Source organism: Gemmatimonadota bacterium, from assembly GCA_026706345.1.
Classification (GTDB): domain Bacteria; phylum JAAXHH01; class JAAXHH01; order JAAXHH01; family JAAXHH01; genus JAAXHH01.
In genome coordinates this window covers 12,740-37,859 of record JAPOYX010000142.1, presented here as the reverse complement: position 1 = coordinate 37,859, position 25,120 = coordinate 12,740, and the positions used below count along the sequence as shown (strand labels likewise).

Sequence of the window (25,120 nt, the reverse complement as noted above, 5' to 3'; positions counted from 1 at the left end):
AGGAGGATGTGCTTGCTTTCAGGCCCTTCGACCTGTACTTTAACGATGTATCGATCGTGTGCAGCTATTCCTGCGGTCCCGATGACACCCGCATGGCACTGGACCTGATCGAAGCGGGTGTGGTGACTTCCGACCAGGTCGTAACCCACCGTTTTCCATTGTCGGAGACGCGGCGGGGCATGGAGGTCACCGCCGCCGCCCGGGATTCCCTCAAAGTGTTGATTCAGATCAATGCCTGAAAACCACACGAACGCGAATTCCAGCCAGTCCACTCAGTAGAAGGAGGAGTAGAAATGTCTGACTATGATATCCGGGAGCAGCTTCCCGGCAGCAACATACCCTATCTGAAGATAGCCATAGGTATCGTCGTGCTCCTGGTGTTGTACAACTCCTATGCCGTAATTGGCGCTGGTGAACGTGGGGTCGTGTTCAGCAAGTTCGGCGGCGTCCAGGACCGCGTCCTGTCCGAAGGCCTGCAGTTCAAGCTGCCCTTCATCGAGGACGTGATACCCGTCGACGTCAAGATCAAGAAATCGGAAACCGCGGCCACGGCTTCCACCAAAGACCTTCAGACGGTTTCGTCCACCATCGCGCTGAACTACCACGTGGATCCCGGTCAGGTGAACACGGTCTATCAGGAAATCGGCATATTCTTCAAGGAGCGGGTCATCGATCCGGCGGTGCAGGAAGCCGTCAAGGCGGTATCCGCCCAGTACACCGCGGAGGAACTGATCACGCGCCGCGCCGATGTCAAGGATGAGATCAAGGAGTCCCTCACGGAGCGTCTGATAAACTTCAACATGATCGTGGACGAGTTCAATATCGTCGACTTCGCCTTTTCCCAGACCTTCAACATGGCGATCGAAGCCAAGCAGACAGCCGAGCAGCAGGCCCTGAAGGCCCAGCGCGACCTGGAACGCATCCGCATCGAGGCCGAGCAGAAGGTCGCCCAGGCCCAGGCCGAGGCCGAGGCGCAACGCCTGCAGCGCGCCACGATCACGCCGACGCTGCTGCAGCTTCGCGCGATCGAGAAATGGGACGGCCACTTCCCCCAGGTCATCGGCCAGGCCATGCCCTTCATCGATCTGAAGACGCTCGGGCCGCAGACCAGGTAGGGCGGACACGCAGGCGTCCGAATACGTTCTGAATAAACTGCAGACCGTGGGCGGACACGCGCGCGCCCATATTCGCACGCGTAAGGCGTTCGAATACCGCTTCATCAACGATCCCCGCAGGCGACAAGGAGACAGGAGTTATACATGATCGGTTTGAACAGTCCGGAGTTCACGCGAGCCGTCACCTCGCAGTGGGACGGCGAACGGGGTCCGGACGGGCGCCCCGTCGTGCCTGACAGCATTCTGGAACGGATGAAGAAGGTAACCATCGAGGAAGCATGGGGCGTCATCGGAGGAAAGGGATACAACTACCAGTTCGCGGGGGACTGGCAGATCCTCCACCCCGATCGTACCCTGGTCGGCCGCGCGGTGACCGGGGTCTACGTGCCCACCCGGCCCGACCTGGAAACGGCGGTCCAGGCCGACGGCGCAAGACATGGCTGCATCGGCGGCCAGAACTCCTGGGTGATCGATACGCTCGAACCCAACGACGTGATCGTCATCGACCTTTTCGGAAAGGTCAAGTTCGGGACCTTCGCCGGCGATAACCTCGGCAATTCCATCTATGCCAAGACCGGCACGGGCATGGTCATCGACGGAGGCATCCGGGACCTGCAGAGGCTCCACGAAATTCCCATGGCCTCCTACATCCGCGGGGTCGATCCCACGGCCATCGCCGACGTGACCCTCCTCGGCATCAACGTACCCGTTCGCATCGGGCTCGAGGCTACCTGCGTGCCCGGAGACATCGTACTCGGAACGCGGGAAGGGATCATCTTCATTCCGCCGCACCTGGCGGAACAGGTCGTCATCGAATCGGAAGAAACCAGGTTGCGGGACGCTTGGGGCCACCAGCAGCTTCGCGAGGGCACCTACACGCCCGGCGAGATCGACCGCGAATGGACTCCCGAAATGACGGTCGAATTCGAGGTCTGGCGGAAGCAACAGGCCGCGGAAGGCCAGTGAGCGTCATTACTACACCAGCCATAACAAACCACATTGACCGATACCATTGAGCGCACGGATGTGATCCGGATATTTGAGCGCACGGATGTGATCCGGAAATTCGTGCCCGCGGGGATTTTGTGCTTGGCGGGCTGGATCGTGGTACATATATTTGTATCGAATCGTATTAATTCTATTCGTACTTTAATATGGCCAGACAATATACACCCACCTTGCTCGGATACGTCCTGCTGGGGATGCTGAACCAGCTTCCCCGATCGGGTTACGACGTCCGCATGGAGATGGAAAACGCGTCCGTGGGCCATTTCAGCAGCAGTCCCGGTTCGATCTACCCCGCGCTCCAGTTGCTGAAAAAAAACGGGTTTATAGACAGCGAAGTGGTCCATCGCTCCCGTTTGAAGCCAAGGGAAGTGTTTCACGTGACCGAAAAAGGACGGAAGGCGCTCCGCGCCTGGTTGTGCAAGCGGCTCGCCGTATCCGACTTGCGGGACAATCTCGGCGAACTGATGCTGCGGTTCCGTTTCATGGAGGATACGGTCAGCAGTGCGGAAACCCTGCGGTTTCTCACGGATTTAAGGCGCAAGGCCAAGGCCTATGCCAACATCCTCAACGCGCAGACCCGGGTGCAGGACGAGTCTTCGCCCCACTTCGCCCTGTCTCTGCAGCGGGAGATTTCCATGGTGCGGATGCATATCGATTGGGCGACACAGGCTATCGAAGCTTTCGAGGCCATAAAGTCGAAAGAGTCGTAACGTTCGTAACCTTCGTAACGCAGAGTTTCAGACAGAATTCAATACGCGGCCACACGAACCAGCGGAAAGGCGAAATCATCACATGCGACCGAACAAGCTCCGGGAAATCCTCAACGGCGGCCAGCCCTCCCTGGCCACCCATATTCACACGGTCTGGCCATCGGTGGTCGAACTCGTGGGCCATACAGGCCGGTACGACTATGTCGAGTTCGTAGGAGAATACGGCCCCTACGACCTGCATGACCTGGACAACCTCGGCCGCGCCGCCGAACTCCACAACCTCGGCCTGATGATCAAGGTCGACCAGGAACCGCGGGGATTCCTGGCGCAGCGGGCCATAGGTTCCGGATTTCAGAGCATACTTTTCGCCGACTGCCGGACGCCGGACGATTTCCGGTCCTGCGTGGACATCGCGCGGCCGGATACGCCCGAATCCCGCGGGACCTACGGCGTGGCGACGCGAAGATTTTCCTACATGGGTTACGGTGGCGGACAGGAATACGTGAACGCCCTGGATGAGATCGTCGTGGCAGCCATGATCGAAAAGGGGCCGGCGGTGGATCACCTGGACGAAATCCTTGAAATCGACGGGATCGACATGATCCAGTGGGGGCCGGCCGACTATTCCGTGAACGTGGGCAAGATCGGCCAGAGAGAAGCGGTAAGATCGGTCGAACGCGTGGTGATCGAAAAGTCCCTTGCGGCGGGCAGAAACCCCCGCGCGGAAATCAACACCGCGGACCAGGCCCGGTATTATCTGGATCTTGGCGTGCGCCATTTCTGCATCGGCACGGACGTGCACATACTGCACGGTTACTGGCAGCAGGAAGGAGACGAGATGCGCAAGGCGCTGGATGGCTCGTAGATCCGGCCAAGGCGATGCATGTCCCGCCCCAACATCCTCTTCGTATTCGACGACCAGCACCGGTACTCCGCCATGGGTACCAGCGGAAATCCCGTCGTACAGACCCCGAACCTGGACCGGCTCGCCGCCGAAGGCATGGTGCTGGACCAGGTGTTTTCCAGTTGTCCCATCTGCTCGCCCTACCGCGGTCAACTCATGACCGGACGCTATTCCCACGTCAACGGCGTCTTGGACAACGAGTCCCTGTTGCGCCGTGACCAGGTCCTACTGCCGGAGGTCCTGGGAGATCGCGGCTACCGCACGGCCTACATCGGCAAGTGGCACCTGGGATACGGTCCCTATACCGCGGAAGGCCGGTACGGCTTCGACTACATGGCAGCCTACGACTGCAACCACGACTACTACGACGTCTCTTACTACGAGAACGAACAGGGTCCATTCGACATGGAGGGGTGGGCGCCGGAAACGGAAACCTCGCTGGCAATCCGCTTCATGGAGGAACACGTGCGGGAACATGCGGAACGGCCCTTTGCCCTCGTGCTGAGTTGGGGACCGCCCCACTGGCCCTACGACCAGTATCCGGATGCGTACGATATCCACGATCCGGAGACGGTGGACCTGCCGCCCAATGTTCCGGAGCAGTTTGCCGCCTTCGCCCGGCGGGAGATCGCCCACTACTACGGAAACGTAACCGCGCTGGACGACCAGTTCGGCAGGCTGGACGACGCGCTCGAACGGCTTGGCGTCCTAAACGATACCCTCGTCGTCTTCACCTCCGACCACGGGGACCACCTCAGCAGTCACGGCTATGGAAAGCCCATGGACCGCTGGATGCATCCGTCCTTCCGTGCCTCGAAGGCGACCCCGTACGAGGAATCCATACACGTTCCCTTCATCGCCCGGCTGCCGGGACGGATCGCGCCGGGAACGAGAAGCGACGCCCTGGTGAGTAGCGTGGACATGATGCCTACATTGCTGGGGATGGCGAACGTGCCCGTGCCCGACGGGGTGCAGGGCATGAATCAGGCTCACGTGCTGGCGGGGGCGCCGGGCCCGGCCAACGATTCGGTCTATCTTCAGATTCTCGGACCCGGATGGCCGCACTGGGGCGAGTGGGTCGGCTTCTGGCGCGGGATACGGACCGACCGATGGGTTTACGCGCGGTGGCACGAGAATCAGCGGAGCACCCTGCTCTTCGACCGGCGGGACGATCCCTTCGAGATGAAGAACCTGGCGGGCGATCCCGATTACCGGGGGATTCAGGAGGACTGCGAAGCGCGCCTCCGGCAGTGGATGACGGAAACCGGCGATCCTTTCGACACCGGACCCCGGGACCCGGAAACCGGCATGCTGCTGCTTGGCCAGCGGTTCAATCACGCGATGTACGAGCAAGGAGGACCCGGATCATGACGATTTCCTGCTGCACATGGGCCCTGGCGGGGACGGAAGCAGACGTGCTGACGGGGATCGCACAGGCGGGCCCGCGTCATATCGATCATCGCCCCTTCGATTTCAGGTCCGCCGAATCCCGCCGCCTGATCTCGGACCTCGGGCTTACGCCGGCGTGCATGGCAACGGGTTTCGGGATGCCTGAAGGCGCTGCGCTCGACGCGGCGGACAACGGCACCCGGAGCGCGGCCATCGAACATACACGACGCGCCCTCGAATACGCCCATGAGACTGGTATCGGACGGGCCTACCTGTTGCCGGGAGAGGAGGGTGGCGAGGAATCCCTGAAGCGGTACGGGGAGTCCGTGGCCGGCCTCGCCGACGCGGCGCCCGGATACGGGATCAAGCTGTGCATCGAGCATTTTCCGGGGAAGGCGCTGGCGACGGTACAGGACACCCTGGACTACATCGAGAAACTAAGCCACGACAACCTGTACCTGCTGTTTGACATCGGGCATGCGCAGATTTCGAAGGAAGATCCCGCCGGCGCGGTTGCGAAGGCGGGTGACCGGCTGGGCTATTTCCATCTCGACGACAACGACGGTGTGTCCGATCTCCACTGGGCCCTGTGCGACGGTGTGCTCACCGAGGACGTGCTGAAAACCACGCTGGCCACGCTCAACGACATCGGATATGACGGCCCGGTCAGCCTCGAAATGAACCCCGGGCTACCCGACCCGCTGGCTGCCATAGCAGATGGATACCGGCTTGTGCGTGCCCTCTACCAGTCCACCACGGATCCGTCATCGGCGAGGTAGCTCTCTCCGTTCCGCCAATCGTGATCGATCTGCTCCTCCATGGCGTCGTCGTCCAGTTCGATCCCCAGACCCGGCCCGGTGGGCAGTTCCACGAATCCATCCTTGAAGACGAAGGGTTTCTTGAGGTATCCCTCGCCCAGCGTGGTGTGCTCCTGGGCGACGAAATTGGGGATCGAAGCATCCAGCTGCAGGCAGGCGGCCAGGGAAATGGGTCCCAAGGGATTGTGGGGCGCAATTCCGCCGTAATAGGCCTCGGCCATGCCCGCGATGAGCCTGACCTCGAAGATGCCTCCCGCGTGGCACAGGTCCGGCTGCAGAATGGACGCGGCCTGCTTCTCCACGATCTCCCTGAACCCCCACTTGGTGAAGACGCGTTCTCCTGTGGCGATGGGCAGGTGGGTGCCCCGGGCGATCTCGGCGAGCACGTCGACGTTCTGGCACTGAACCGGTTCTTCCACAAAGAAGGGCTGATAGGGTTCGAGTTCTTTGATGAGCAGCTTGGCCGTCTGGGGACTGACCGCGCCGTGGAAGTCGATGGCGAGGTCGATCTCCGGGCCGGCGACTTCGCGGAGCCGGGCGAAATGGTTGGCGGCTGTGTCTATAAAGGCCTTGTTCTCGATGATCCTGGGCGGCCGCTCCGAGTACGGTCCGGTCTTGAAGCAGGTGAACCCCTGTGCAATCCAGTCCTTGATCGTTTCCGGGTCGCCCCCGCCCTTGTACAGGCGGATCCGGTCCCGAGTGGGACCACCCAGCAGCTTATACACCGGCACGCCCAGGGCCTTGCCCGAAAGGTCCCACAGCGCCTGCTCCACCCCGCTCAGCGCGCTGGTCAAGATGGGGCCGCCCCGGTAGAAGGCGTGACGGTACATGGCCTGCCAGTGATGGACCACCCGGGTCGGGTCCTTGCCGATCAGGTACGGCTCCAGCTCCGCCACGGCCTGGGCGCAGGTCTTTGCCCGGCCCTCCAGGATGGGCTCGCCGAGTCCCACCAGCCCCTCGTCGGTATGCATCTTGAGAAAGAGCCAGCGGGGTTTGACGAGGAACGTCTCCAGCTTCGTGATTTTCATGGTGTGCCTCTCCGGTTTGAGATTCGCCCTACCGCACTCCGCACGTCTACCTAACCCTGGTGGTTACCGCGCCCCACACGCCTGTAAGCAAGCCTGCATGTGGCCCCGGGTCTCCGCGGCGATGACGCAGCACTGCTCCAGCGAATACTCCCGGGCCCCGATGACCTCGAGGTTGACCGGCCCATCGTATCCGCCCTCGTGCAGCGCACGGATATACCCCACAAGGTCGATATCGCCGCGGCCGTTGGCCTGGTCCTCGGGGGCGCCCGGTCCGGCCTGGCGGCCCTTGCAGTCGCGGATGTGGACGTGGCGGACACGGGGAAGTACGGCCTTGATGGCCTCTACCGGATTCTCATCGGCGCGGTGGATATGGGAGGGGTCCATGTCGATCCCGAAGGCGGACGATGATATAGCTTCCATGGCCCGCAGCGTCGTCGGGGTGTCGTAGATGCTGGCGCCTACGTGGGCCTTGACGCAGAGCGTTATGCCGTATTGCTCCGCCCTGCCCGAAAGCCTGCCCAGGGAGTCTATGGATGCCTGCAGGCTATCCTCTTCACCGGAGGTGCCACCGGGACCACAGTTGATGATCGGGATGCCGGTCTCGGCCGCGGCCTGGAAAGCGGACTCCATGATCTCTTCATCCTGTGATGGCTGCTCCATGGCCAGCAGTTCCAGACCGTACTCCCGCGACAACCGCTTGATTTCAGGTGCGATGCTCCGCCAGTCCGACAGGACCAGGTGCTCGCTCATGCCGCTGATAGCGGACACTTCAATGCCGTCATACCCGGCCATGGCCAGATACTTGAAGGCCGTCTCCATATCGTACCCGCCGAACAGTACCGAGTTGGCGCCAAGCTTCATGTTTTCTCCTTAGGGTTTAACGACTCGCGTTTAACCAAATACGCCGGCAGTTCTCGAATTTCCATACAGAAAGGCGATCACCACTGAAAGACGATCACTGTCAGTACTGCACCGTCACCACAGAATTCGAGTCCCAGGATTCGATGGCGGCCTCGATGACCAACTGGGCGCGCAGGGCGTCCTCGGCCTTCGCGTCGATCTCATCCGGCGCCGCGCCTTCCAGGTTCTGCTCGATCCAGCGGGTAATCCGCGAGCCGAAGGTCTCGGAAAAGCCCATCATCCCGCCCAGGTATTGATAGGTTTCCACTTCCCGGGAATGCCTGGGGTAGAACTCAAGCTGCTCGCAGGCCTCACGCAGGACGAACCGGGCGTCCGAGCCTACGACCTCGCAGGTCTCCAGCCCGTAACTGCCCCCGGCATCGTAGCTGCCGGTCAGATGGCCGACAATGCCGCTTTCGAACAACATGTTGACCTGAACGTTGGACCAGATCTTCCGGCCCCTGCCCTTCCTGAAGAAGGCCTGTACCTTCGCCACGTCGCCGCAGAAATAGCGCATCACATCAATGGAATGGGGATGGAGGGCCCGCATGTGGAAGTGGGGCGAGCTTTCGTTGGGGTTATTGATCCACATCGTCATGTTGATGATGTTCAGTTCGCCCAGCCGGCCGGCCTCGACCCATTCCTTCGCCCGCAGGGCGGCCGGCGTGAAGCGGTGATTGAGGTTGATTCCGTAGCGAAGGCCCCGTTCCCGCGCCAGCGCGACCATTTCCCGGGCCTTCGGGATCTCATTCGATATAGGCTTCTCGCCCAGCACGGCGATGCCGCCGCCCAGCAGTTCCATCGTAGGTTCGTAGTGATCCCCGCCGTTTTCCACGCCGGCCGTACAGACGCTGGCCGCGTCAACCTTCGGGCCGCTGTTCAGCAGGTCACCGACGCTGTAGAACGCCCGGCAGCCGTAAGCCTGCGCTGCCTCGTCGGCCTTGTCCTTGATGGCATCACAAACAGCCACGATCGTGCAGGCGTCATGTGCCTGGTAGTTCCGAGCATGATTGTTACCGATGCCGCCCATGCCCACCACCGCGATATTCAAGCCCATCGTCAATCGCTCCTTTGCGCAAATCGCGCTACTTCCATTGTGCGTGTTAAATTATGATATTTCAGTCACTTGCTCAACTACATCATCCCGGCTCGTGCGGACCTGGTCAGGTCTTCCTTGCGGGCTCCCACGAAGTGAGGACGACTTCCGACCCACTCGAATCGACCCTCATCACCGACTACGCGCCTGCAGGCTGGCGGCCTGGTTGGGATCTCCGATGTGCATCGTATCGTAGGCCTGCTGTGAGGACTTGAAAGCGCCGACCCCCTCGTGCCCGTGCCAGTCGCCCTGGGTAAGCATGGGATTACGCTTGCCGGTCTCCCGCACCCGCTTCCGGATCCAGCTGTTCATCTGCCGCTTGAGCAGGTTCACCACCTCTGGAAGCTCTTCGGCCAGGTTGTTATTCTCGTCCGGGTCCTCCACCACGTTGTACAGCTCGACCGGGGGCTTGAAATGAAAATCCGGCTCCAGGGCGACCATCAGCTTCCACTGCGGAGTACGCCAGCCGTGCTTGCGCATCCAGGTGCACTCGGTGATGTAGAACTCGCTGTCGAAGGAAGGCAACGTGCCGTCGACCAGGGACATCAGGCTGTTTCCGTCGAAGTCGATCCCACTGTCGATCCCGGCCAGGTCCATGATGGTGGGCACGAGGTCCTTGTGTTGGTTGTATCCGCTAATCCGGCTTCCCGCGGGGATCCTGCCCGGATACCGGATGATGAGCGGGACGTGGAGCGTCACGTCGTAGAGACCGTGGTGATCGAACCAGCATTCGTGGTCGTAGAGCGTCTCGCCGTGGTCTCCGTTGAGGATCACGATCGTCTCGTCCATGATGCCGTGCGCCTCGAGGGCGTTGAAGATCGTCTGGATGCAGGCGTCCATGTACGCCACGGCGCCGTCGTACTGGGCGATGACGTAATCCTTGTCGGTGATGCCCGGCGGCATCCACGAGGCGAAGAAGTCGCAAAAGGGCTTGAACGCCATGACCGGATCCATGGACCTGTTTTTGGGATCACACTCGTCGCCGTGATAGAACATGCGCTCGTAAGGCTCCGGCGGCAGGTACGGCGCATGGGGATCCATGTGGCGCAGAAACAGAAAGAACGGTCCGCGCTGCCTGGCAAGCCGGTCCAGCTCCGGGATCGCCACGTTGTTCAGCTCCTGCGCCTTGGGACTGCGCCCCTCGTTCCAGCTTCCCCAGCTCGGATACTCGATGTACTTGTCGAAACCCCGGGCCGACGGGTTCCCAGCAAAGCCCACGCTGGTGGTCGCGTATCCACGCTCCCGCAGGATCTCGGGCAGCGTCTGCACGTCCTCCCGAAGCCCGCCCTTGTGCCGCAAGGCCACCACCTGGGTGCCGAAGGCGTCCAGGCCGGTCAGCATGGACGCGTAGGCGCTGGTCGTGGGGATATGGGCGCTGTACGTCTTCTCAAACAGCGCGCCGCCTTCGGCGAACCGGTCGATGTGGGGCGTGGTCTGTCGATCGTAGCCGTAGCAGCTCATGTGATCGGCCAGAAGGGAATCGACGCCCAAAAGGACGATATTGGGACGCTTCTTGCGGTAGCGGCGCGTTTTAGCCATGGGTAGGTCCTTGGATGGTATGTTTCCAGTTAATGTATGCGATGTATTCAGGTTGTTGTGTCAAGTGATCGTGGTGGGGTAGCTTTGCGTGGCAGGCTATGCACAAAGCCTGGAGGTTTTCGCGTTTGTTATTGTTCTTGTCTCCGTCTTTGTGGTGAACGTGCAGGTACATTCGCCTGTCATACAGGGAAACTTGGCATTCTTCACATTGCCAGTTCTTACGTGCCTTGAATAATCGGGAGATTTGTTCCCAATGAACAGTATAACTGTCAGCCGGTGCGGTGACGTTCGTGTGTGTCGGTTCAATTGTGATATGTGAAGAGTATCTTCTAAAAAACTTATCCAGTTCAAACGACTCGAGAATCCTGTTCCGTGACTGATCATCCCGATTCGCATAACCATTGTAATTTAAACGAATTAGACAATACCTACATATTGACATTTTCTTTGTGGCGTCCTTTTCTACAATCTGACCTCGGTCATATGAGTTTACGGTGAATGTACCGTCCGTTCTATTTGACACTACATATCTATGGTATCGATCATTATCCCTCATTTCTGTCAACTTCTTGCAGTCGGCAACATGAAACTTGTATGGTTGGTACTGAACACGCTGGTCACGAATGTAAACCACTACTTTACGGCCTTTGTATTCCAGGGTTCCATCTCCTGCTATGGTTAATTCCTCTGGCGAAATGTCATGACCGGTCGTTTCCAGTATCTCATCAATATCGATGGAATTCCACAGTCCGCCCTCGCTCCAGTCTACCAATCGGGCGTTCATCATTCTTCTAAACCGGTTGAACAACTCATGCTGCTTGAAATCAGGTAGATTCATGATCCCTGTTTTTGATTCACGATAATATCGATTCGTTTTTCCGCGTTAGTCTGTACCCTGAATTCCACTCTTCTGGATTTTACTCTGTCTTCTCTGTCTTCAGTGCCCTCTACAAACAGCAACTGGCTTGAAGACAGACCGTTCGCGGTCAACACCCCTTTGATCCAATTTCTATCCTGTTGCTCTATAGAAGGCATTTGCAACACAAACTCGAGCACGCTTCGAGTCCTTCCCTGCGAAAGTTCCATATTCAGGATATAGGCTTTGTCAGGTCCTACACCGGTAATCCACTCACTGGAGGTATGCCCCTCTATTCTAATTTCCGTGATTTCGTCTTTAAATTGCTTTAGAACTTCCAAATAACGTGGAAAGAACTCGCTCAGGATATTCTGGAAATACGGACGTAACTTGGCCTCGCCTTGCCCGAACAGCACATTTAACCGATTAGCCCTGAACTGAATTGATAGTGTAGTATCGACCAGTTCAGCATTCCACTTTTCGAAGTCGTACCTGAATTCATTATTGAGGCTGTCTATCAATGCGGACTGTAGCTGGTTATAAGTATGGGCGATCTGTTCAATCTTGTCTTTTTCAGATCTGACATATAGCATGTAACTTATTGCAATAAAGAGAAATATCACCATCAGACCGGCCATCATGTCCGAGATCGAAATCCATGTTTCTTCGGTTTCTTTCTGGCTTGTCGGGGTCAGTTCCATGTTCGTTACATCCATTAACTGTCGGGGTTTGAATCAGTATTGCTCGGCAGGCCGTCTGCCAACCTAACAACTTCGCGGAGCCTAGATGTAAGGGGACCGTAATCCTCGACAAACTTGGTTGAGAGGCTTGCGAGTTGGTTACCCATCGAGTTGATCGACTCTGTAAGCGCCTTCTCCAACGCCTTGTCTAACACGCTGATTTGCTGAGCAATTTGTCGTGTGCTTTCCGTGAAAACTCTTTCGGACTCCGCGGTCAGTTTTGTGTTTGTATCATTAATCAGTTTTTCAAACTGCTCGTGGGTCTTTTGGACTAATTCATCGAATTGCGAGGCATGTCTGTCGAGATTGCGTCGTTGGTTCCTTACATCCTCTTGGGATCTGCTTATGGTATCCAACGCGGCTTCAGAAAACTCGGTGGTCAGTTTTTCAAGGCGTTCTTCTATCAGTGGAAATGCAACACGGGCATTTTCACTCAGAGTGCTGAACGCTTCCATCTGATTGTTCATTGACACCAACTGTTCCTGAAGCGTTTGAAGAACAGGTTCTAGGTGATTAGCGGTGGCGACAAATACATCGGACTGTTTGGTGATTGTCTCCAGTGTCTGACGCGATTTATCCATGCTCTCCATCGCGGCTGCAATTACGTCGGCAAGGTCATTCATTTGTAACCGATACTGTTCCTGCCAGTCATTGACACGGCCAACGGCTTCATTCAGGTGCTTGAAATTGTCCCCGAATTGTTCGTTTATCTTCGTATTGAAATCCCTCATAACAGATTCGAGCGCTTCTATCAACGCGTTTGTATTGTCTTCGGCGACTTGATCTGAAAATGCCGTTATAGCCCGAATGACTTCGTCCTGTTTATCCAAGAAGCTGGTTCTGAGTTTTTGCAGCTGAGTGAGAACGGTGCTTTCACCATCCCCGGTTAATGCAGCCTCAACTGATTTCAATGTCTCCCTGTTTTCTTTAGCGCCGTTCTGTATCGCACTCAGGATATCCACCAGGGTTGCCGCCAAATCGTCAATCGTCGCTCCGACAACAGGCTGCGATTCCTCCGAATCCGTTCTTTTCTTCATTTTGTACAACTCGGTCAGCTTGATGACAACTGACGCGAATATCCCGCAAATAGAGGTCAAGAACGCGAACATCAACCCGTCGAGCAATTCGGGTATGCTTTCGTCAGGATTCGCAGGGTTAAAATGCGCAAGTCCCCATGCTATTCCACAGAAAGTCCCAAGCACCCCGATCACAGTTACCAGGGAAGCCGTGGAGTTTACGTGTTTCCTGAAAACAAAGACCACCAGGATAATCGCGACGACGAAAGTGGATATTATCACATAAGTGCTCATCCGGGTTTACTCCCACGTACATTCAAAGAGACCATAACAATAGTCCGCTCTATATGATCACTGCCCTACTCCGGCATGAAAAACTCGTACCGGTCCGGGTCTCCGTAGCCGTCGACCCAGGTTTCCTTCAATCCCTGGTTCTCCACGGCGGCCTTGACGATGAGCTTGTTGAACTGGCTGACGTTCTCCGAGCCCATGTAGGTCGCCACGGACATCCAAAGGCATTCTTCGATCTCGGAAGCCTGCATCTTGATGATCTGGTGAAGCGGCTTCAGGCGGCAGACGAAGTAAATATCGGACTTGTCGTAGCGGTAACCGTGCCAGTGGCGGAAGCAGACCAGGCCGTCGAAGCGGGTCGGCACGCCCGTTTCCTCGAATACTTCGCGGACGACGCCTTCGGCCAGGTGCTCCTCCGGCTGCAGCGCTCCGCCGGGCAGCTTGTAGTACGGCGCGCGGCCCCCGCGAAACCGTTCGCAGACCACGAGCAGTTCGTTCTTTTCGTTTATCACCACGCCGCCGGCGCCGATGTAATGCGTCGCGTACATCGGCACGAACGCGCCTTCGGCCAGGCGAAGCGTCAGCATCAGGTAGTCGGTGGTACTGTGGTGAAATACACTTCCCGCGTCCACCAGTGCGGGAATGAGAAAGGCGCGGGACAGGGGAACCTTGAACCAGGCGACCTGGAGGCCCTCTGCCTTCCACTCCCGGATCGAGTGGTCCAGGCGCTCCATAAAGCCGTCCGCTGTGTCGGGCAGGGCGTCCGAACCGACTTCCACGCCGTGGAAACGGTTGCGCTCCCCCTCGATGACCTTTGTCATATACTTCGGTCCTTTCACTCCGGCGATCCTGCTAGTTCAGCACGGCCCGGCTCCCGGCCACGCTGACCTTCAACTGATCCAGAACGCCCTCCAGACCGCGAATGGCGTCAGACCAGAATGCGGGTTCCGTAAGTTCGAGTCCCGTACTTCGTCGCACCACATTTTCCGCCGTATCGCTGCCGGTCAGCTTCAGGTACTGCTCGTATCCCGGCAGGAAGTCCGGACCTTGCCTCTCGTACTGGGCGAAGAGACCCCGGCTGAGCAGGTAGCCGAAGGTATAGGGGAAATTGTAGAACGTGGTGTCCGTGATGTAGAAATGGAGCTTCGACGCCCAGAAATAGGGATCTCCGCCATCTGGATCCAGCACGCCACCGAGCACGCGGCGCTGGGTCTCGACCATCAGTTCCTTCAGCCTGCTTATGCTGACCTCTCCAGCCGTCCGTTCTTCGTGGAAGGCCTTCTCGAATTCGAATCGCACTGGAATGTCCAGCAGGTAGGTGGCGCCGTCGCTGGCCTCCAGGTTTAAGAGAAAAGCCCTGGTTTCGGTGCTGATGTCCGGCTCCTCCATCAACCCGCGCATGAGCAGCATCTCGCCGAAAGTGGAAGCGGATTCGGCCAGGGTCATGGGGTAGGCACGGTTCAGCGTTCGTTCCTCACGCATCAGATGGCCGTGAAAGGCGTGTCCCAGTTCGTGGGCCAGCGTCAACATGTCGCCCATGTTGTCGTTGTATGTCATGTAGACACGGGACTCTTTCGTCAGGGGAGATCCCGTGCAGAAGGCGCCGGGACGCTTGCCCGGCCGGGGCGACCAGTCGATCCAGTTTTTCTCATAGGCTTCTGCCGTGTAGTCCGCCAATGCGGGATATCCGGCGGAGAAGGCCCGATGCACCAGGGTCCTGGCATCTTCCCAGGACGGCTCGTCCTTGTTCTCTACGGTCAAGGGAGCCGAGAGATCATACCATCCCAATGTGCGGCCGCCCATGAGGCGCGCCTTGTACGCCAGGATGCTTCGGGCGACGTCGATTTCCGAGAACACCGCTTCGAACATGGCGTCCAGCGTTTCGCGGGAGATGGCCGCCTGGAAGAGGGCCTTATCCAGATAATGGTCCATGCCGCGATGGCGGTACAGGGTCAACCGCGTACCTCCGATGGCGTTCAACGCGGCGGCCGGAACGGTCTCGATCGATGCCCAGGCCTCGTTGCCGCCTTCGAAGGCGGCGCGGCGCACGCGCCGGTCGGGGTGTTCCATCAAGGCGCGGCGCTGCGACATGGGCACCTGCTCCAGCCGTCCGTCCGGATAGGCCATACCAAAGGTCAGCTTACCCGAGACCCGGTCGTATAGACGTCCCCAGGCCTCGATGCCGTCTACGCCCAGGTCCGACGCCAGGTGCTCTTCCTCGGTGGACATGGTGAACCGGGATTGCTCCCGGATCCGTGCAATGCGGAATTGGGCGTCCCGGAGGGCGGGGCGGGAAGTGAAAGCTTCGAATTCCTCGTCGGAAGGGGACTTGAACCCCCGCTGCAGCTCCACGAGGATCTTGGACATCTGGGCGTCCAGCAGGCTCAATGCGCCTTCCTCCGCGGCGAAATCCTCGTTGTTCGCGTCCGCGGAGGTAATACAGGAAACGTAGGAACCCAGGTGTCGCAACCGGGTGACGACGTCTTCGAAAGAGAGAACGATCCGCTCCCACGCCTCCTGGTTATCGGAACCCAATGGGGCCGTATCCGAGGCACCGGTCAGCAACGCATCCAAATCGTCCCGGAGGTCGGCCTTGAAACGGCGCATTTCAGGACCGTCGAAGGCTGGAAAGTAAGATGCCAGATCCCAATCCATGTATCTACAACGCGTCCCTTCCTATCCTCTGCGCAGGACCTGGCCCGGACGGTGTTCCGTGGGCTCGTGGTTTTCGATGACGGGAATGCCGTTGACGAAGACATGGGGAATGCCGTCGGGAGGCTGAATCGGCGCTTCGAAGGTGGCCCGGTCGGCAACGGTGTGGGGATCGAAGACGACCACGTCCGCGGGAGCGCCTTCGCGGAGGGCGCCCCGGTCTTTCAGCCTGTATCGTTCCGCCGGAAAGCCGCTCATCTTGTAAACCGCTTCCTCCAGGGATAGCAGTCCACGCTCTCGGACGAACTTCCTGAGCATCTGGGCGAAGCATCCCTGTCCCCGGGGATGGGGATGGGTACAGTCATAGACGCCGTCGCTGGCGACCATCATGAGGGGATGGGGCGCCGTCTGGTTCAGCACGGCGTCGACTTCCGCTTCCGGCGCAGGCCAGAACATGACGAAGGCCTGGATGCCGTCTTCATCGAGCACGAGGTCGTAGGCGAATTCCTCGTTGGACTTGTTCACGCTCCGCGCGGCCTCGCCCAGAGTCATCCCCGCAAATTCGCCGGAACGGGTATAGCCGATGTACTGGCGGTCCGCCAGGTTCGTCGATTTCAGATGCTCCAGGGCTTTTTGGCGGGTTTCCGGCTGACGCATTCGCTCGAGCACTTCGTCGGGACTGCCCGTTTGCACCCACATGGGCAACTGCATGGTGATGTGGGTCATGCCGGCCGGGTAGAGATAGGATTCGAAGGTGATGTCCACCCCGTCTTTCACGGCCTGATCCAGGATCCGGCCCGACATGTCGTCGACACGCTCGTGGGACACGTGAACGGGAATGCCGCTGGCCCGGTGCAGGTCGATGATCTCCTGCCATGCCCGTTCCCGCCCAAGGATCTGGTACCGCAGGTGGGCGGCGTAGATCCCGTCGTACTCTAGGGCGACCTTGCAAAGCGCCACCAGCTCCTCGAAGGGCGCGTTGGCGCTGGGCTGGTAGTCCAGTCCCAGGCACAGGCAGCCTGCGCCGGCTTCCATCCACGCGCGGGTCTCCGCTTCCATGACCTTCAGCTGGTCCGGCGTGGGCGGCCCCGGGTCCCAGCCCATGGCCTTGACGCGCACGGCGCAGTGCGGCACCTGGGGATACACGTTGGCGGGTGAGCGGCCGGGGAAGAGGTCCAGGTAGGACTCGATGGTGGGCCAGTCGACCGGCTTAAGGGGTTCGCCGTAGGCGAACTGCGTGTAATGCCATAAGGGTAGGGCCTCTTCGCGCGACAGGCCGGCCCAGCCGAAGCCGTCCGGCGCCAGCAAATGGGTCGTCACGCCCTGCCGGAGGCCGCCCATCTGGTCCCGGCCGCCCAGCAGGGAATTCTCGGAGTGAACGTGGACGTCGATGAAGCCGGGGCAGACGATATGGCCGCTGGCGTCAATCGTCCGGGCGGTATCCACATCCGACAGGTCTCCGATCCCCGCCACGCGGCCGTCCCGCAACCCCACGTCCGCACGGTACCGGTTCGTCTGCCCGGTACCATCGATTACATCAGCGCCGCGAATGACGACATCGAAGGCCATTCATTCCTCCTGTCCTGGTTTATCCGGCCACGGGAAACGGGCCATGTATTCGGGTTTGCCCTGGATGTCCTGGCGCACGCGGAACAGGCCGCCGCCGCGGTAATTCTCGCCGTATGCCTGCCAGTCGTAGTCCTTCGGATCGAGGGGCGAACCGGGTTCCAGCGACGTTCCGGCGGTCGTCACGTAAATGTCCGTCAGGTCCGTTCCTCCGAACATAACGCTCGAAGTCTGTATCGCCGGCAGCGCGATGCGGCGCTCCTCCACGCCGTCGGGGTCGAACCGGACGATACATCCGTCGAACCAGACGGCCGTCCAGACGAATCCTTCGGCATCGACGGTCATCCCGTCCGGAACCCCCGCCGTATCGGGCAGCTTGACGAAATCGCGCCGGTTGGAGACGGAGCCGCTCGTCCTGTCGTAATCGTAGGCGTAGATCGTCCGCACGGCGGAATCGGTGTAGTACATGACCGTTTCGTCCGGCGAGTATCCCATGCCGTTGCTGCAGCCAATCCCCTCTTCGATGACTTCCACGCTGCCATCGGGATCGAAGCGGTACAACTTGCCCAGACCGTCGTCGATCAGGGAGCCGGCGAACATCCGCCCGCCGGGATCGGCCGTCACGTCGTTGAAGCGCAGCGGTTCTCCCTCATGCGTCTCGTCGAAAACCCGAACCCAGTCGTCGTCGGAATTCCAGAGAACAATGCCGTCCCAAATACACGCCACGAGACCGCCGTATTCGTTGAAGGAGAACCCGCCGACGTTGAAACCGTCGTGCACCTGCCGGTTCTGATTCGTCGCAGGATCGTAGTGAAACAATCGACCGGTCCGGATGTCGGTCCAGATCAGCGTCCTGCTGTCCGGATCCCAGACCGGTCCCTCGCCCACCATCGCTTCGACTTCCGCGATCTTCTCAATAGTCGCCATCATGGCATTGCTCCCGGTGCGCAATCGTGATGCCAATAGCTGGTTTTTTCACAGACAGTATGGTGTTCGAACAGTACCGCCGAGGGAGGACGTTTCGGCGGGATTGCAAGTATATATACCAAAACACGGTACGGGTCAAGGCGGGACATAGGTTTAAAAACACGAGGGACTGCTGAGGGATTCTCGGAACGCATGTGGCGAGACGGCCGGGACTTGCGCGCTGGTGCATGGAGTACTATATTATCGGAAGCGCGACCCGTTTTTCCTGTCGCCTCGCAAGCATCTACTTGGGGCAATACATCCAAATTGAATCTACAAACTGACGTACGAGTTTCGATATGAAAACGTACCTGGAAGGCTGCGGTGTACCCACGACCCGGATCGGCCAGGCCGAGGTACCTCGGCTGATCATGGGGATCCATCCCTACGACGGCTGTTCCTATCAGGATAAAGAACGGGATGCCTCGAATTACCGTGTCTTCAGCCGCGTTCAATCGGTAGCCAACGTGCTGCGATATGCCGTGGAAGAAGGCGGCATCACCACGATCCAGGTGGACCACATGCTGCCCGAACTCGACCGGCTGCACCTGCAGGCCATCTGGGAAACCGAGCAACAAACCGGCACCAGGATGGGCATGGTGGCGTACATCCTGATCCCGGTGACGCTGGACGGCGAAATCGTCTCGTACTCCGACCGCGCGCATTCGACCTTCTACGGCTGCAACGATGCCCTGGCCGGTGAAGCCTTCCGGGAGCACTTTCATAGCGACGAAATCATCCGCTACAACCTGGGCGACACCTTCGACGGCATCGTCACGCCGGAGATCGTGCCGCCGTACACGGAGGCGGACGCCGCGCGTTTCGAGATCGACTACGGCGTCCTGGAACAGTACCTGGGCTTCTTCGCCGGATGCGACATCCTCGTCGCCGACCCGGGCGCCGAAATCGACCTCCTCTCGATGACCGGGCGCTTCGACCTGATCCGCGAGTACCTGGGCTTCCTGCGTGAACGCTTCGACACCGTGATTACGAGCGTCCACCACGCCGGGGTCACCCTGCCGCTCCTTGAGGCCGAAAACATCCCCGTCGATGGCTACCTGACCACCGTCAACGCCCCGGGCACCTTCATGTTCCCCACGCGCGACGTGGCCATTGACGCCATCAGGCAGGCCAGCAGGCCCGTCATCGCCATCAAGCCGATGGCCGGCGGTCGATACCTCGGACACAAGGCCTTCGAGTACGTCTTCAACGAGATGGGCGTGGCGGCCTCGATGTTCGGGATGGGAACCCTGGACCAGGTCCGCGAGACCACGCAGGCCGCCCGCGAGGTGCTGGGCGCAGCCTGACCTGAACTGTCGCACATCGCATCGAACATGGACTCCACCTTACTCCCGCGCTGTCTGTCTCTTGACCTCGAAGTAAACAAGAAAGATGGACGGATACGCGCATTTGCTGCCGTGCGTCCAGGGGTCAATGGGTCCATGACATATAGCAAGGGGAACCTGAATGCAGCACTGGCTGAACTTGACGAATTCGCAACTGGAACTGATTTCCTCCTCGGACACAATCTGATCTATTTCGATCTACCACACCTGCGAGCCGTGAAGCCGGATCTTGCAGTACTGCAATTACCGGCGGTGGATACACTATGGCTCAACCCTCTTGCCTTTCCCCGTAATCCTTATCATTACCTCGTCAAACACTATCAGGATGGCCAACTTAAGAAAGGTCGCATAAACGACCCCGAATTGGACGCCCGTCTCGTAATAGAAGTCTTAAGTAACCAATACAATGCATTTCAGAATGCGTCCGCGGAATTGCTTGCCGCCTGGCATTACCTGACTTCCATAAATTCCAATGGTACGGGCTTCGAGGACGTTTTCACCGATATACGCGGAGCGGAACGACCAGCCCGTTCGGCCGCGATTGAAGCGATCCGAAACCATCTAGAAGGAAACGCAGTCGCGAACCACGGTCAAAGTGTTCTGAGCCAGGAAAATCCCGATGGATGGCCCCTTGCGTACGCATTGGCCTGGTTGTCCGTGTCGGGAGGCAATTCGGTTATGCCACCCTGGGTTCGACACCAGTATCCGCAAGCTGGTGAATATGTACGGAAACTCAGGGACACGCCCTGCGGCAAATCGGACTGTGACTGGTGCAGCGAAAGACACGATCCTCGAAAAGAACTCAAACGATGGTTCCGTTTTGACGAATACCGTCCAGATCCAAAGGACGCTGATGGTCGTCCCATGCAACAGGTCATCATTGAAGAAGCAATGTCCTGCCGACACTTGTTGGGCATACTGCCCACCGGAACGGGCAAATCCCTGTGTTATCAGATACCCGCATTGTCTCGCTATGACAAGACCGGCGCTTTAACGGTTGTGATCTCACCATTAGTCGCACTCATGGAAGACCAGGTGTCGGGTCTGGAGGCACAGGGCGTCGGTTCGTGTGTGGCCGTTAACGGACTGTTGAGCCTGCCGGAACGGAAAGATGCACTTGATCGCGTTCGTCTTGGCGATGCAGGAATCCTGCTCATCTCACCAGAGCAACTGCGCAGCACCGCGGTCCGACGCGTGATCGATCAGCGTGAGATCGGTGGCTGGGTATTGGATGAAGCCCACTGCCTTTCAAAGTGGGGACACGACTTCCGGCCGGACTACCGTTACGTGGGACGATTCATCCGCGAAAGAGCCGGAAAGCAGTCGATACCCCCTGTAATGTGTTTGACCGCAACAGCCAAACCCGATGTAGTGGCGGACATCAAACAGCATTTCAAGGAAGAACTCGGTATCGAACTGAAGGTTCTTGACGGCGGCACTCATCGCACGAATCTGGAATTTACGGTAATTCCGACAACGGGCGGGGAGAAGTTCGCACACATTCATCACATTTTGACGACAAACCTGCCTCAAGCAAGGCCTGGCGGCGCAATCATATATTGTGCGTCACGACGTCAGACCGAAGAGATTGCGGAGTTCCTTCAGGATAAAGAAATAGCGGCTGACTTTTTTCATGCGGGGCGGCCTCCGGAGACCAAGAAGGACGTACAGCATCGCTTTACAAATGGTGAATTACGAGTAGTGACCGCAACGAATGCATTCGGCATGGGAATTGACAAGCCGGACGTCCGCCTTGTAATCCACGCAGACATTCCAGGGTCGTTGGAGAACTACCTGCAAGAAGCAGGACGTGCCGGACGTGACCGTCAGGCAGCGCTTTGCGTGCTATTGTATTCACCTGAGGACATCGAACGGCAATTCGGGATGTCGGCACGGTCAAGACTTACTCGACAAGAAATCCATGGCGTTCTCAGGTCACTTCGTAACCTGGACCGAAAGAAGCGATTGAATGGCGAGGTCGTGGCTACACCCGGCGAGATACTTGGCGAGGATGATGAGAAGGTATTCGAAAGAGACTCTACCACGGATGATACCCGGGTACGAACTGCGGTCTCATGGCTTGAAGAGGCGGTCTTATTGACCCGGGAAGAGAATAGAGTGCAGGTCTTTCCTTCGTCGTTGAGGGTGGATTCTGTGGAGGAAGCACAGAATCGGTTATCGAAAATGAATATCGCCGAAGACTATCGCAAAAGACTGCTCAGCATCGCCGAAACACTGATCGATGCGGATCCGGATGAAGGCATATCTACCGACGAACTCATGGGAATCTCCGGGTTAAGTGCCGAAGCCGTTCGCGGCGCTATGTACGACCTGGAACGGGTAGGCATCGCCAGCAACGATACGGCACTCACAGCCTTTGTTCACTCAGGTGTGGTCAGATCGTCGCAGAAGCGGTTCAATGAGGCTGCCGAGTTGGAAACCAAACTGATTTCACTGATGCGTGAAACAGCTCCGGATATCAGTATCGGAGAAAGATGGCCGCTACATTTGCGCGTAGCATCGGATTTATTGAGAGCCAATGGTGTTGAAAACCCGCTCCCTGAACGTATTTGGCGCATACTACACAGTATCGCCTTTGACGGACGCGGTGAAGGTGGCGACGCTGGAAGCCTCGGGGTAAGGCGTACTAACATGGATACCGTGCAGGTGACGTTAAGGCGCTCCTGGTCGGACCTGGAGGAGCTTGCATCACGAAGGAGAAATGGGGCGGGGAGCCTCCTGGAAAGTCTGCTTTCCGGTCTCCCAGCCGGCAGACAAGGCACTGATCTACTCGTCGAAACTACGCTGGGCAAGCTATTGGCCGCGATTACGTCCGACCTTTTTCTTGATAGTAAGAAGCCGGAGAAGCTTTTGGACCGTGCGCTCCTCTGGCTGCATGAGCAGGAGGTCATTCGTCTTCACAAGGGCCTCGCGGTATTCCGTCCCGCTATGACCATCAAACTGGCAGAAGACAGAAGGGGGTTTGCCAAAGTAGATTTCGAACCACTCAATCAACACTACAAAGGACAGGTTCGTCAAATCCATGTAATGGCTGAATTCGCGCAGCGCGGGCTTAAGGACATGGCCGAAGCGCTGCGACTGGCCATGGAGTACTTCAGCCTGAAACAAGATGATTTCCTACGGCGTTGGCTGCCTAGTCGTGAAAAAGAAACCGAACGGGAGACCACGCCCGAATCGTGGCGAGCCATCGTCGAGAGTTTGAAGAATCCCAGCCAGCAAAGAATCGTCGCAGATGACCATGAACAAATGAATATGCTGGTTCTTGCTGGACCCGGATCAGGTAAGACACGCGTACTTGTGCATCGAATAGCCTACCTCGTACGGGTAAGACGGGAGAATCCCCGAGGAATCCTTGCCCTGGCGTACAATCGACACGCTGCCGTTGAGATACGTCGACGCTTGAAGGAACTGATCGGTGACGACGCTCGCGGGGTTACTGTGCTAACCTGTCATGCGCTCGCTATGCGAATCGTAGGCGTCAGCTTTCGGGAGCGAGAAAGGAAAACGCTCGACGATGATGAATTCCGGAAAGTTCTGCGTCAGGCAGTAGCTTTGCTGCACGGGGAGGGTCTTGAAGAGGAAGAAGCGGACGATCAACGGGACCGACTTCTCGCGGGTTTCCGATGGATACTGGTAGATGAATATCAGGACATAGGCAAAGATCAATATGAGTTGATTTCGGCGTTAGCGGGGCGAACACTTCAGGATGAGGACCGCAAACTCACCCTCTTTGCCGTCGGTGACGATGATCAGAACATCTATACCTTCAACGGGGCTTCAGTGAAGTTCATCCGACGATTCGAGGAGGATTACGGACCCAAACCGATGTTTCTTGTCGAAAACTATCGTTCCACCGGCCATATCATTACAACAGCAAACACCATTATCGATTCAGCCCGTAACAGGATGAAGTCGCAACATCCTATCCGTATTGACCGTGCCCGTGCGAAAACCCCCGAAGGCGGAAAGTGGGATTCACTCGATCCGGTCTCTAAAGGCCGGGTTCAGATTCTGCATGCCAGACGCGATCCGATATCGCAAGCCCAAGTCGCTATCAGAGAACTGAAGCGTCTTGAATCACTCTCTCCAGACTGGAATTGGTCCGAATGTGCGGTTATCGCGCGCGAGTGGAAATTCCTGGATCCTGTAAGAGCGCTCTGCGAGGTCTCAGAAATCCCGGTACATTTGGGAAATGAAGAAATCCCGAGTTTCTGGCACCTGCGCGAGACACGATTGTTTATCGACCAGTTGCATCACCGAGAAAGCCGGTCGGTGAGCAGTACAGACCTTTCTTACTGCTTGAAGACTGTACCCACGGGACCTTGGAAGGAATTGATGCAATCGGCGTTGGATGATTTTGCGTTGGAATCAGGCGTTGGGGAAGTTCCTTTGGATCACTTCATAGAGTGGCTTGCGGAATGGGGACGTGATGCCCGCCGGCGCCAACATGGCCTTTTGCTGCTTACGGCACACCGTGCAAAAGGTCTGGAGTTTGAACACGTAGTGGTGCTTGACGGTGGTTGGGACAAAGTCGACAAAGATGAAGATCCAGATGCACCTCGCAGGCTCTTTTACGTGTCCATGACCCGTGCCAAACAGACCCTTGCAACGGTGCGTTTTCAGGGACCTTCCTCAATGGGCCATCACGGGCAGCGAAATCTCGTGCAGGAACCGGATTCCCCAGTATACACCGGAGATTTGCGTTCACTGCCCTTTGCCTTTCGAACGAACAATGGATCGATACTTTACCGATCACAGGACGGAGTGCAAAAGCCTACCAGAGAACTCGCTCGTCAATATCGGCGTCCCAGTCTGCGTGAAATAAACCTGGGGTATGCGGGGCGATTCCATTCCAACCACGCAGTCCATCGTGCTATTTCATCCTTGTCGCACGGCGATCCACTTTCAACGCGGATCACCGAGCACGGACCCTGGGAACTTCTTGACCAAAAAGGAACGGTGGTAGGGCGTCTTGCCAGAACATTTGAGCCACCAAGTGGATCAGAGGGCGGTTCCGCGTCTGTTTTCGCGATTGTGTCCTGGAGCCGCGAAGCATCGCAGGCCGAATACCGTGACAGTGCGAAATGCGACACATGGGAGGTTGTAGTACCGGAACTTGTGTTCGAGCCAAATCAGTAATGATCCTGGCTTCAGAGGTG

General features: G+C 58.0%; 20 protein-coding genes. 9 read left to right on the top strand and 11 right to left on the bottom strand.

Annotation, left to right across the window (positions count from 1 at the left end):
- The 7 genes from OXG98_09335 to OXG98_09305 form a co-directional block, all read left to right on the top strand.
- Positions 1-239, top strand: a 239-nt coding sequence (locus tag OXG98_09335; GenBank protein MCY3772210.1) for a sorbitol dehydrogenase, incomplete at its 5' end; no start/stop codon positions are given.
- A 54-nt stretch (positions 240-293) separates the two neighbouring features.
- Positions 294-1,115 carry a prohibitin family protein gene (locus tag OXG98_09330; GenBank protein MCY3772209.1) on the top strand — a complete coding sequence of 274 codons (822 nt, stop codon included), beginning with the start codon at positions 294-296 and terminating at the stop codon, positions 1,113-1,115.
- A gap of 144 nt (positions 1,116-1,259) precedes the next feature.
- Positions 1,260-2,081 carry an RraA family protein gene (locus OXG98_09325; GenBank protein ID MCY3772208.1) on the top strand — a complete coding sequence of 274 codons (822 nt, stop codon included), beginning with the start codon at positions 1,260-1,262 and terminating at the stop codon, positions 2,079-2,081.
- A 188-nt stretch (positions 2,082-2,269) separates the two neighbouring features.
- On the top strand, positions 2,270-2,833 hold the full coding sequence (locus tag OXG98_09320; GenBank protein MCY3772207.1) for a helix-turn-helix transcriptional regulator: 564 nt from the start codon (positions 2,270-2,272) through the stop codon (positions 2,831-2,833).
- A gap of 82 nt (positions 2,834-2,915) precedes the next feature.
- Positions 2,916-3,698, top strand: a complete 783-nt coding sequence (locus tag OXG98_09315) for an aldolase/citrate lyase family protein (GenBank protein ID MCY3772206.1) — start codon at positions 2,916-2,918, stop codon at positions 3,696-3,698.
- Positions 3,699-3,716: 18 nt separating this feature from the next.
- Positions 3,717-5,108, top strand: coding sequence for a sulfatase (locus tag OXG98_09310; protein MCY3772205.1), 1,392 nt, complete (start codon positions 3,717-3,719; stop codon positions 5,106-5,108).
- Entirely contained in the window at positions 5,105-5,905 is an 801-nt protein-coding gene (locus tag OXG98_09305; GenBank protein ID MCY3772204.1) for a sugar phosphate isomerase/epimerase, read from the top strand. The genes OXG98_09310 and OXG98_09305 overlap by 4 nt, the downstream gene beginning before the upstream one ends.
- On the opposite strand, the gene dgoD is transcribed toward OXG98_09305, so the two are convergent.
- From dgoD to OXG98_09250, 11 genes are all read right to left on the bottom strand, one after another.
- The gene (gene dgoD / locus OXG98_09300) at positions 5,869-6,972 is read right to left on the bottom strand and encodes a galactonate dehydratase (protein MCY3772203.1); all 1,104 of its coding nucleotides are present in this window, start codon (positions 6,970-6,972) and stop codon (positions 5,869-5,871) included. The two genes, OXG98_09305 and dgoD, sit on opposite strands and share 37 nt — an antisense overlap.
- Before the next feature lie 63 nt (positions 6,973-7,035).
- Positions 7,036-7,833, bottom strand: a complete 798-nt coding sequence (locus OXG98_09295) for a sugar phosphate isomerase/epimerase (protein ID MCY3772202.1) — start codon at positions 7,831-7,833, stop codon at positions 7,036-7,038.
- A 100-nt stretch (positions 7,834-7,933) separates the two neighbouring features.
- Positions 7,934-8,929: a Gfo/Idh/MocA family oxidoreductase gene (locus OXG98_09290; protein ID MCY3772201.1), complete on the bottom strand. Its 996-nt coding sequence runs from the start codon at positions 8,927-8,929 to the stop codon at positions 7,934-7,936.
- Positions 8,930-9,100: 171 nt separating this feature from the next.
- Positions 9,101-10,507, bottom strand: coding sequence for a sulfatase (locus OXG98_09285; GenBank protein MCY3772200.1), 1,407 nt, complete (start codon positions 10,505-10,507; stop codon positions 9,101-9,103).
- A complete protein-coding gene (locus OXG98_09280; GenBank protein MCY3772199.1) occupies positions 10,500-11,345 on the bottom strand; it encodes an HNH endonuclease signature motif containing protein in 846 nt (281 codons plus the stop codon). The genes OXG98_09285 and OXG98_09280 overlap by 8 nt, the downstream gene beginning before the upstream one ends.
- Positions 11,342-12,064, bottom strand: coding sequence for an OmpA family protein (locus OXG98_09275; protein MCY3772198.1), 723 nt, complete (start codon positions 12,062-12,064; stop codon positions 11,342-11,344). Before OXG98_09275 ends, OXG98_09280 begins: the two co-directional genes overlap by 4 nt.
- A 14-nt stretch (positions 12,065-12,078) precedes the next feature.
- Positions 12,079-13,413, bottom strand: coding sequence for a hypothetical protein (locus tag OXG98_09270; protein ID MCY3772197.1), 1,335 nt, complete (start codon positions 13,411-13,413; stop codon positions 12,079-12,081).
- A gap of 65 nt (positions 13,414-13,478) precedes the next feature.
- On the bottom strand, positions 13,479-14,231 hold the full coding sequence (locus OXG98_09265; protein ID MCY3772196.1) for an NUDIX domain-containing protein: 753 nt from the start codon (positions 14,229-14,231) through the stop codon (positions 13,479-13,481).
- A 31-nt stretch (positions 14,232-14,262) separates the two neighbouring features.
- Positions 14,263-16,065, bottom strand: a complete 1,803-nt coding sequence (locus OXG98_09260; GenBank protein MCY3772195.1) for a M3 family oligoendopeptidase — start codon at positions 16,063-16,065, stop codon at positions 14,263-14,265.
- Positions 16,066-16,086: 21 nt separating this feature from the next.
- On the bottom strand, positions 16,087-17,631 hold the full coding sequence (locus OXG98_09255; protein MCY3772194.1) for a D-aminoacylase: 1,545 nt from the start codon (positions 17,629-17,631) through the stop codon (positions 16,087-16,089).
- Positions 17,632-18,558 carry an SMP-30/gluconolactonase/LRE family protein gene (locus tag OXG98_09250; protein MCY3772193.1) on the bottom strand — a complete coding sequence of 309 codons (927 nt, stop codon included), beginning with the start codon at positions 18,556-18,558 and terminating at the stop codon, positions 17,632-17,634.
- Between the two features lie 335 nt (positions 18,559-18,893).
- Between OXG98_09250 and OXG98_09245 the strand changes: the two genes are divergently transcribed.
- Both OXG98_09245 and OXG98_09240 read left to right on the top strand, forming a co-directional pair.
- Positions 18,894-19,901: a hypothetical protein gene (locus OXG98_09245; GenBank protein ID MCY3772192.1), complete on the top strand. Its 1,008-nt coding sequence runs from the start codon at positions 18,894-18,896 to the stop codon at positions 19,899-19,901.
- Positions 19,902-19,928: 27 nt separating this feature from the next.
- On the top strand, positions 19,929-25,100 hold the full coding sequence (locus OXG98_09240; GenBank protein ID MCY3772191.1) for a RecQ family ATP-dependent DNA helicase: 5,172 nt from the start codon (positions 19,929-19,931) through the stop codon (positions 25,098-25,100).
- Positions 25,101-25,120: the final 20 nt, after the last annotated feature.

Excerpts from the sequence above, each read along its gene's own strand:
- OXG98_09330 (MCY3772209.1), top strand. The coding sequence starts at position 294 with ATGTCTGACTATGATATCCGGGAGCAGCTTCCCGGCAGCAACATACCC.
- OXG98_09325 (MCY3772208.1), top strand. The coding sequence starts at position 1,260 with ATGATCGGTTTGAACAGTCCGGAGTTCACGCGAGCCGTCACCTCGCAG.
- OXG98_09320 (MCY3772207.1), top strand. The coding sequence starts at position 2,270 with ATGGCCAGACAATATACACCCACCTTGCTCGGATACGTCCTGCTGGGG.
- OXG98_09315 (MCY3772206.1), top strand. The coding sequence starts at position 2,916 with ATGCGACCGAACAAGCTCCGGGAAATCCTCAACGGCGGCCAGCCCTCC.
- OXG98_09310 (MCY3772205.1), top strand. The coding sequence starts at position 3,717 with ATGTCCCGCCCCAACATCCTCTTCGTATTCGACGACCAGCACCGGTAC.
- OXG98_09305 (MCY3772204.1), top strand. The coding sequence starts at position 5,105 with ATGACGATTTCCTGCTGCACATGGGCCCTGGCGGGGACGGAAGCAGAC.
- dgoD (MCY3772203.1), bottom strand. The coding sequence starts at position 6,972 with ATGAAAATCACGAAGCTGGAGACGTTCCTCGTCAAACCCCGCTGGCTC.
- OXG98_09295 (MCY3772202.1), bottom strand. The coding sequence starts at position 7,833 with ATGAAGCTTGGCGCCAACTCGGTACTGTTCGGCGGGTACGATATGGAG.
- OXG98_09290 (MCY3772201.1), bottom strand. The coding sequence starts at position 8,929 with ATGGGCTTGAATATCGCGGTGGTGGGCATGGGCGGCATCGGTAACAAT.
- OXG98_09285 (MCY3772200.1), bottom strand. The coding sequence starts at position 10,507 with ATGGCTAAAACGCGCCGCTACCGCAAGAAGCGTCCCAATATCGTCCTT.
- OXG98_09280 (MCY3772199.1), bottom strand. The coding sequence starts at position 11,345 with ATGAATCTACCTGATTTCAAGCAGCATGAGTTGTTCAACCGGTTTAGA.
- OXG98_09275 (MCY3772198.1), bottom strand. The coding sequence starts at position 12,064 with ATGGAACTGACCCCGACAAGCCAGAAAGAAACCGAAGAAACATGGATT.
- OXG98_09270 (MCY3772197.1), bottom strand. The coding sequence starts at position 13,413 with ATGAGCACTTATGTGATAATATCCACTTTCGTCGTCGCGATTATCCTG.
- OXG98_09265 (MCY3772196.1), bottom strand. The coding sequence starts at position 14,231 with ATGACAAAGGTCATCGAGGGGGAGCGCAACCGTTTCCACGGCGTGGAA.
- OXG98_09260 (MCY3772195.1), bottom strand. The coding sequence starts at position 16,065 with ATGGATTGGGATCTGGCATCTTACTTTCCAGCCTTCGACGGTCCTGAA.
- OXG98_09255 (MCY3772194.1), bottom strand. The coding sequence starts at position 17,631 with ATGGCCTTCGATGTCGTCATTCGCGGCGCTGATGTAATCGATGGTACC.
- OXG98_09250 (MCY3772193.1), bottom strand. The coding sequence starts at position 18,558 with ATGATGGCGACTATTGAGAAGATCGCGGAAGTCGAAGCGATGGTGGGC.
- OXG98_09245 (MCY3772192.1), top strand. The coding sequence starts at position 18,894 with ATGAAAACGTACCTGGAAGGCTGCGGTGTACCCACGACCCGGATCGGC.
- OXG98_09240 (MCY3772191.1), top strand. The coding sequence starts at position 19,929 with ATGGACTCCACCTTACTCCCGCGCTGTCTGTCTCTTGACCTCGAAGTA.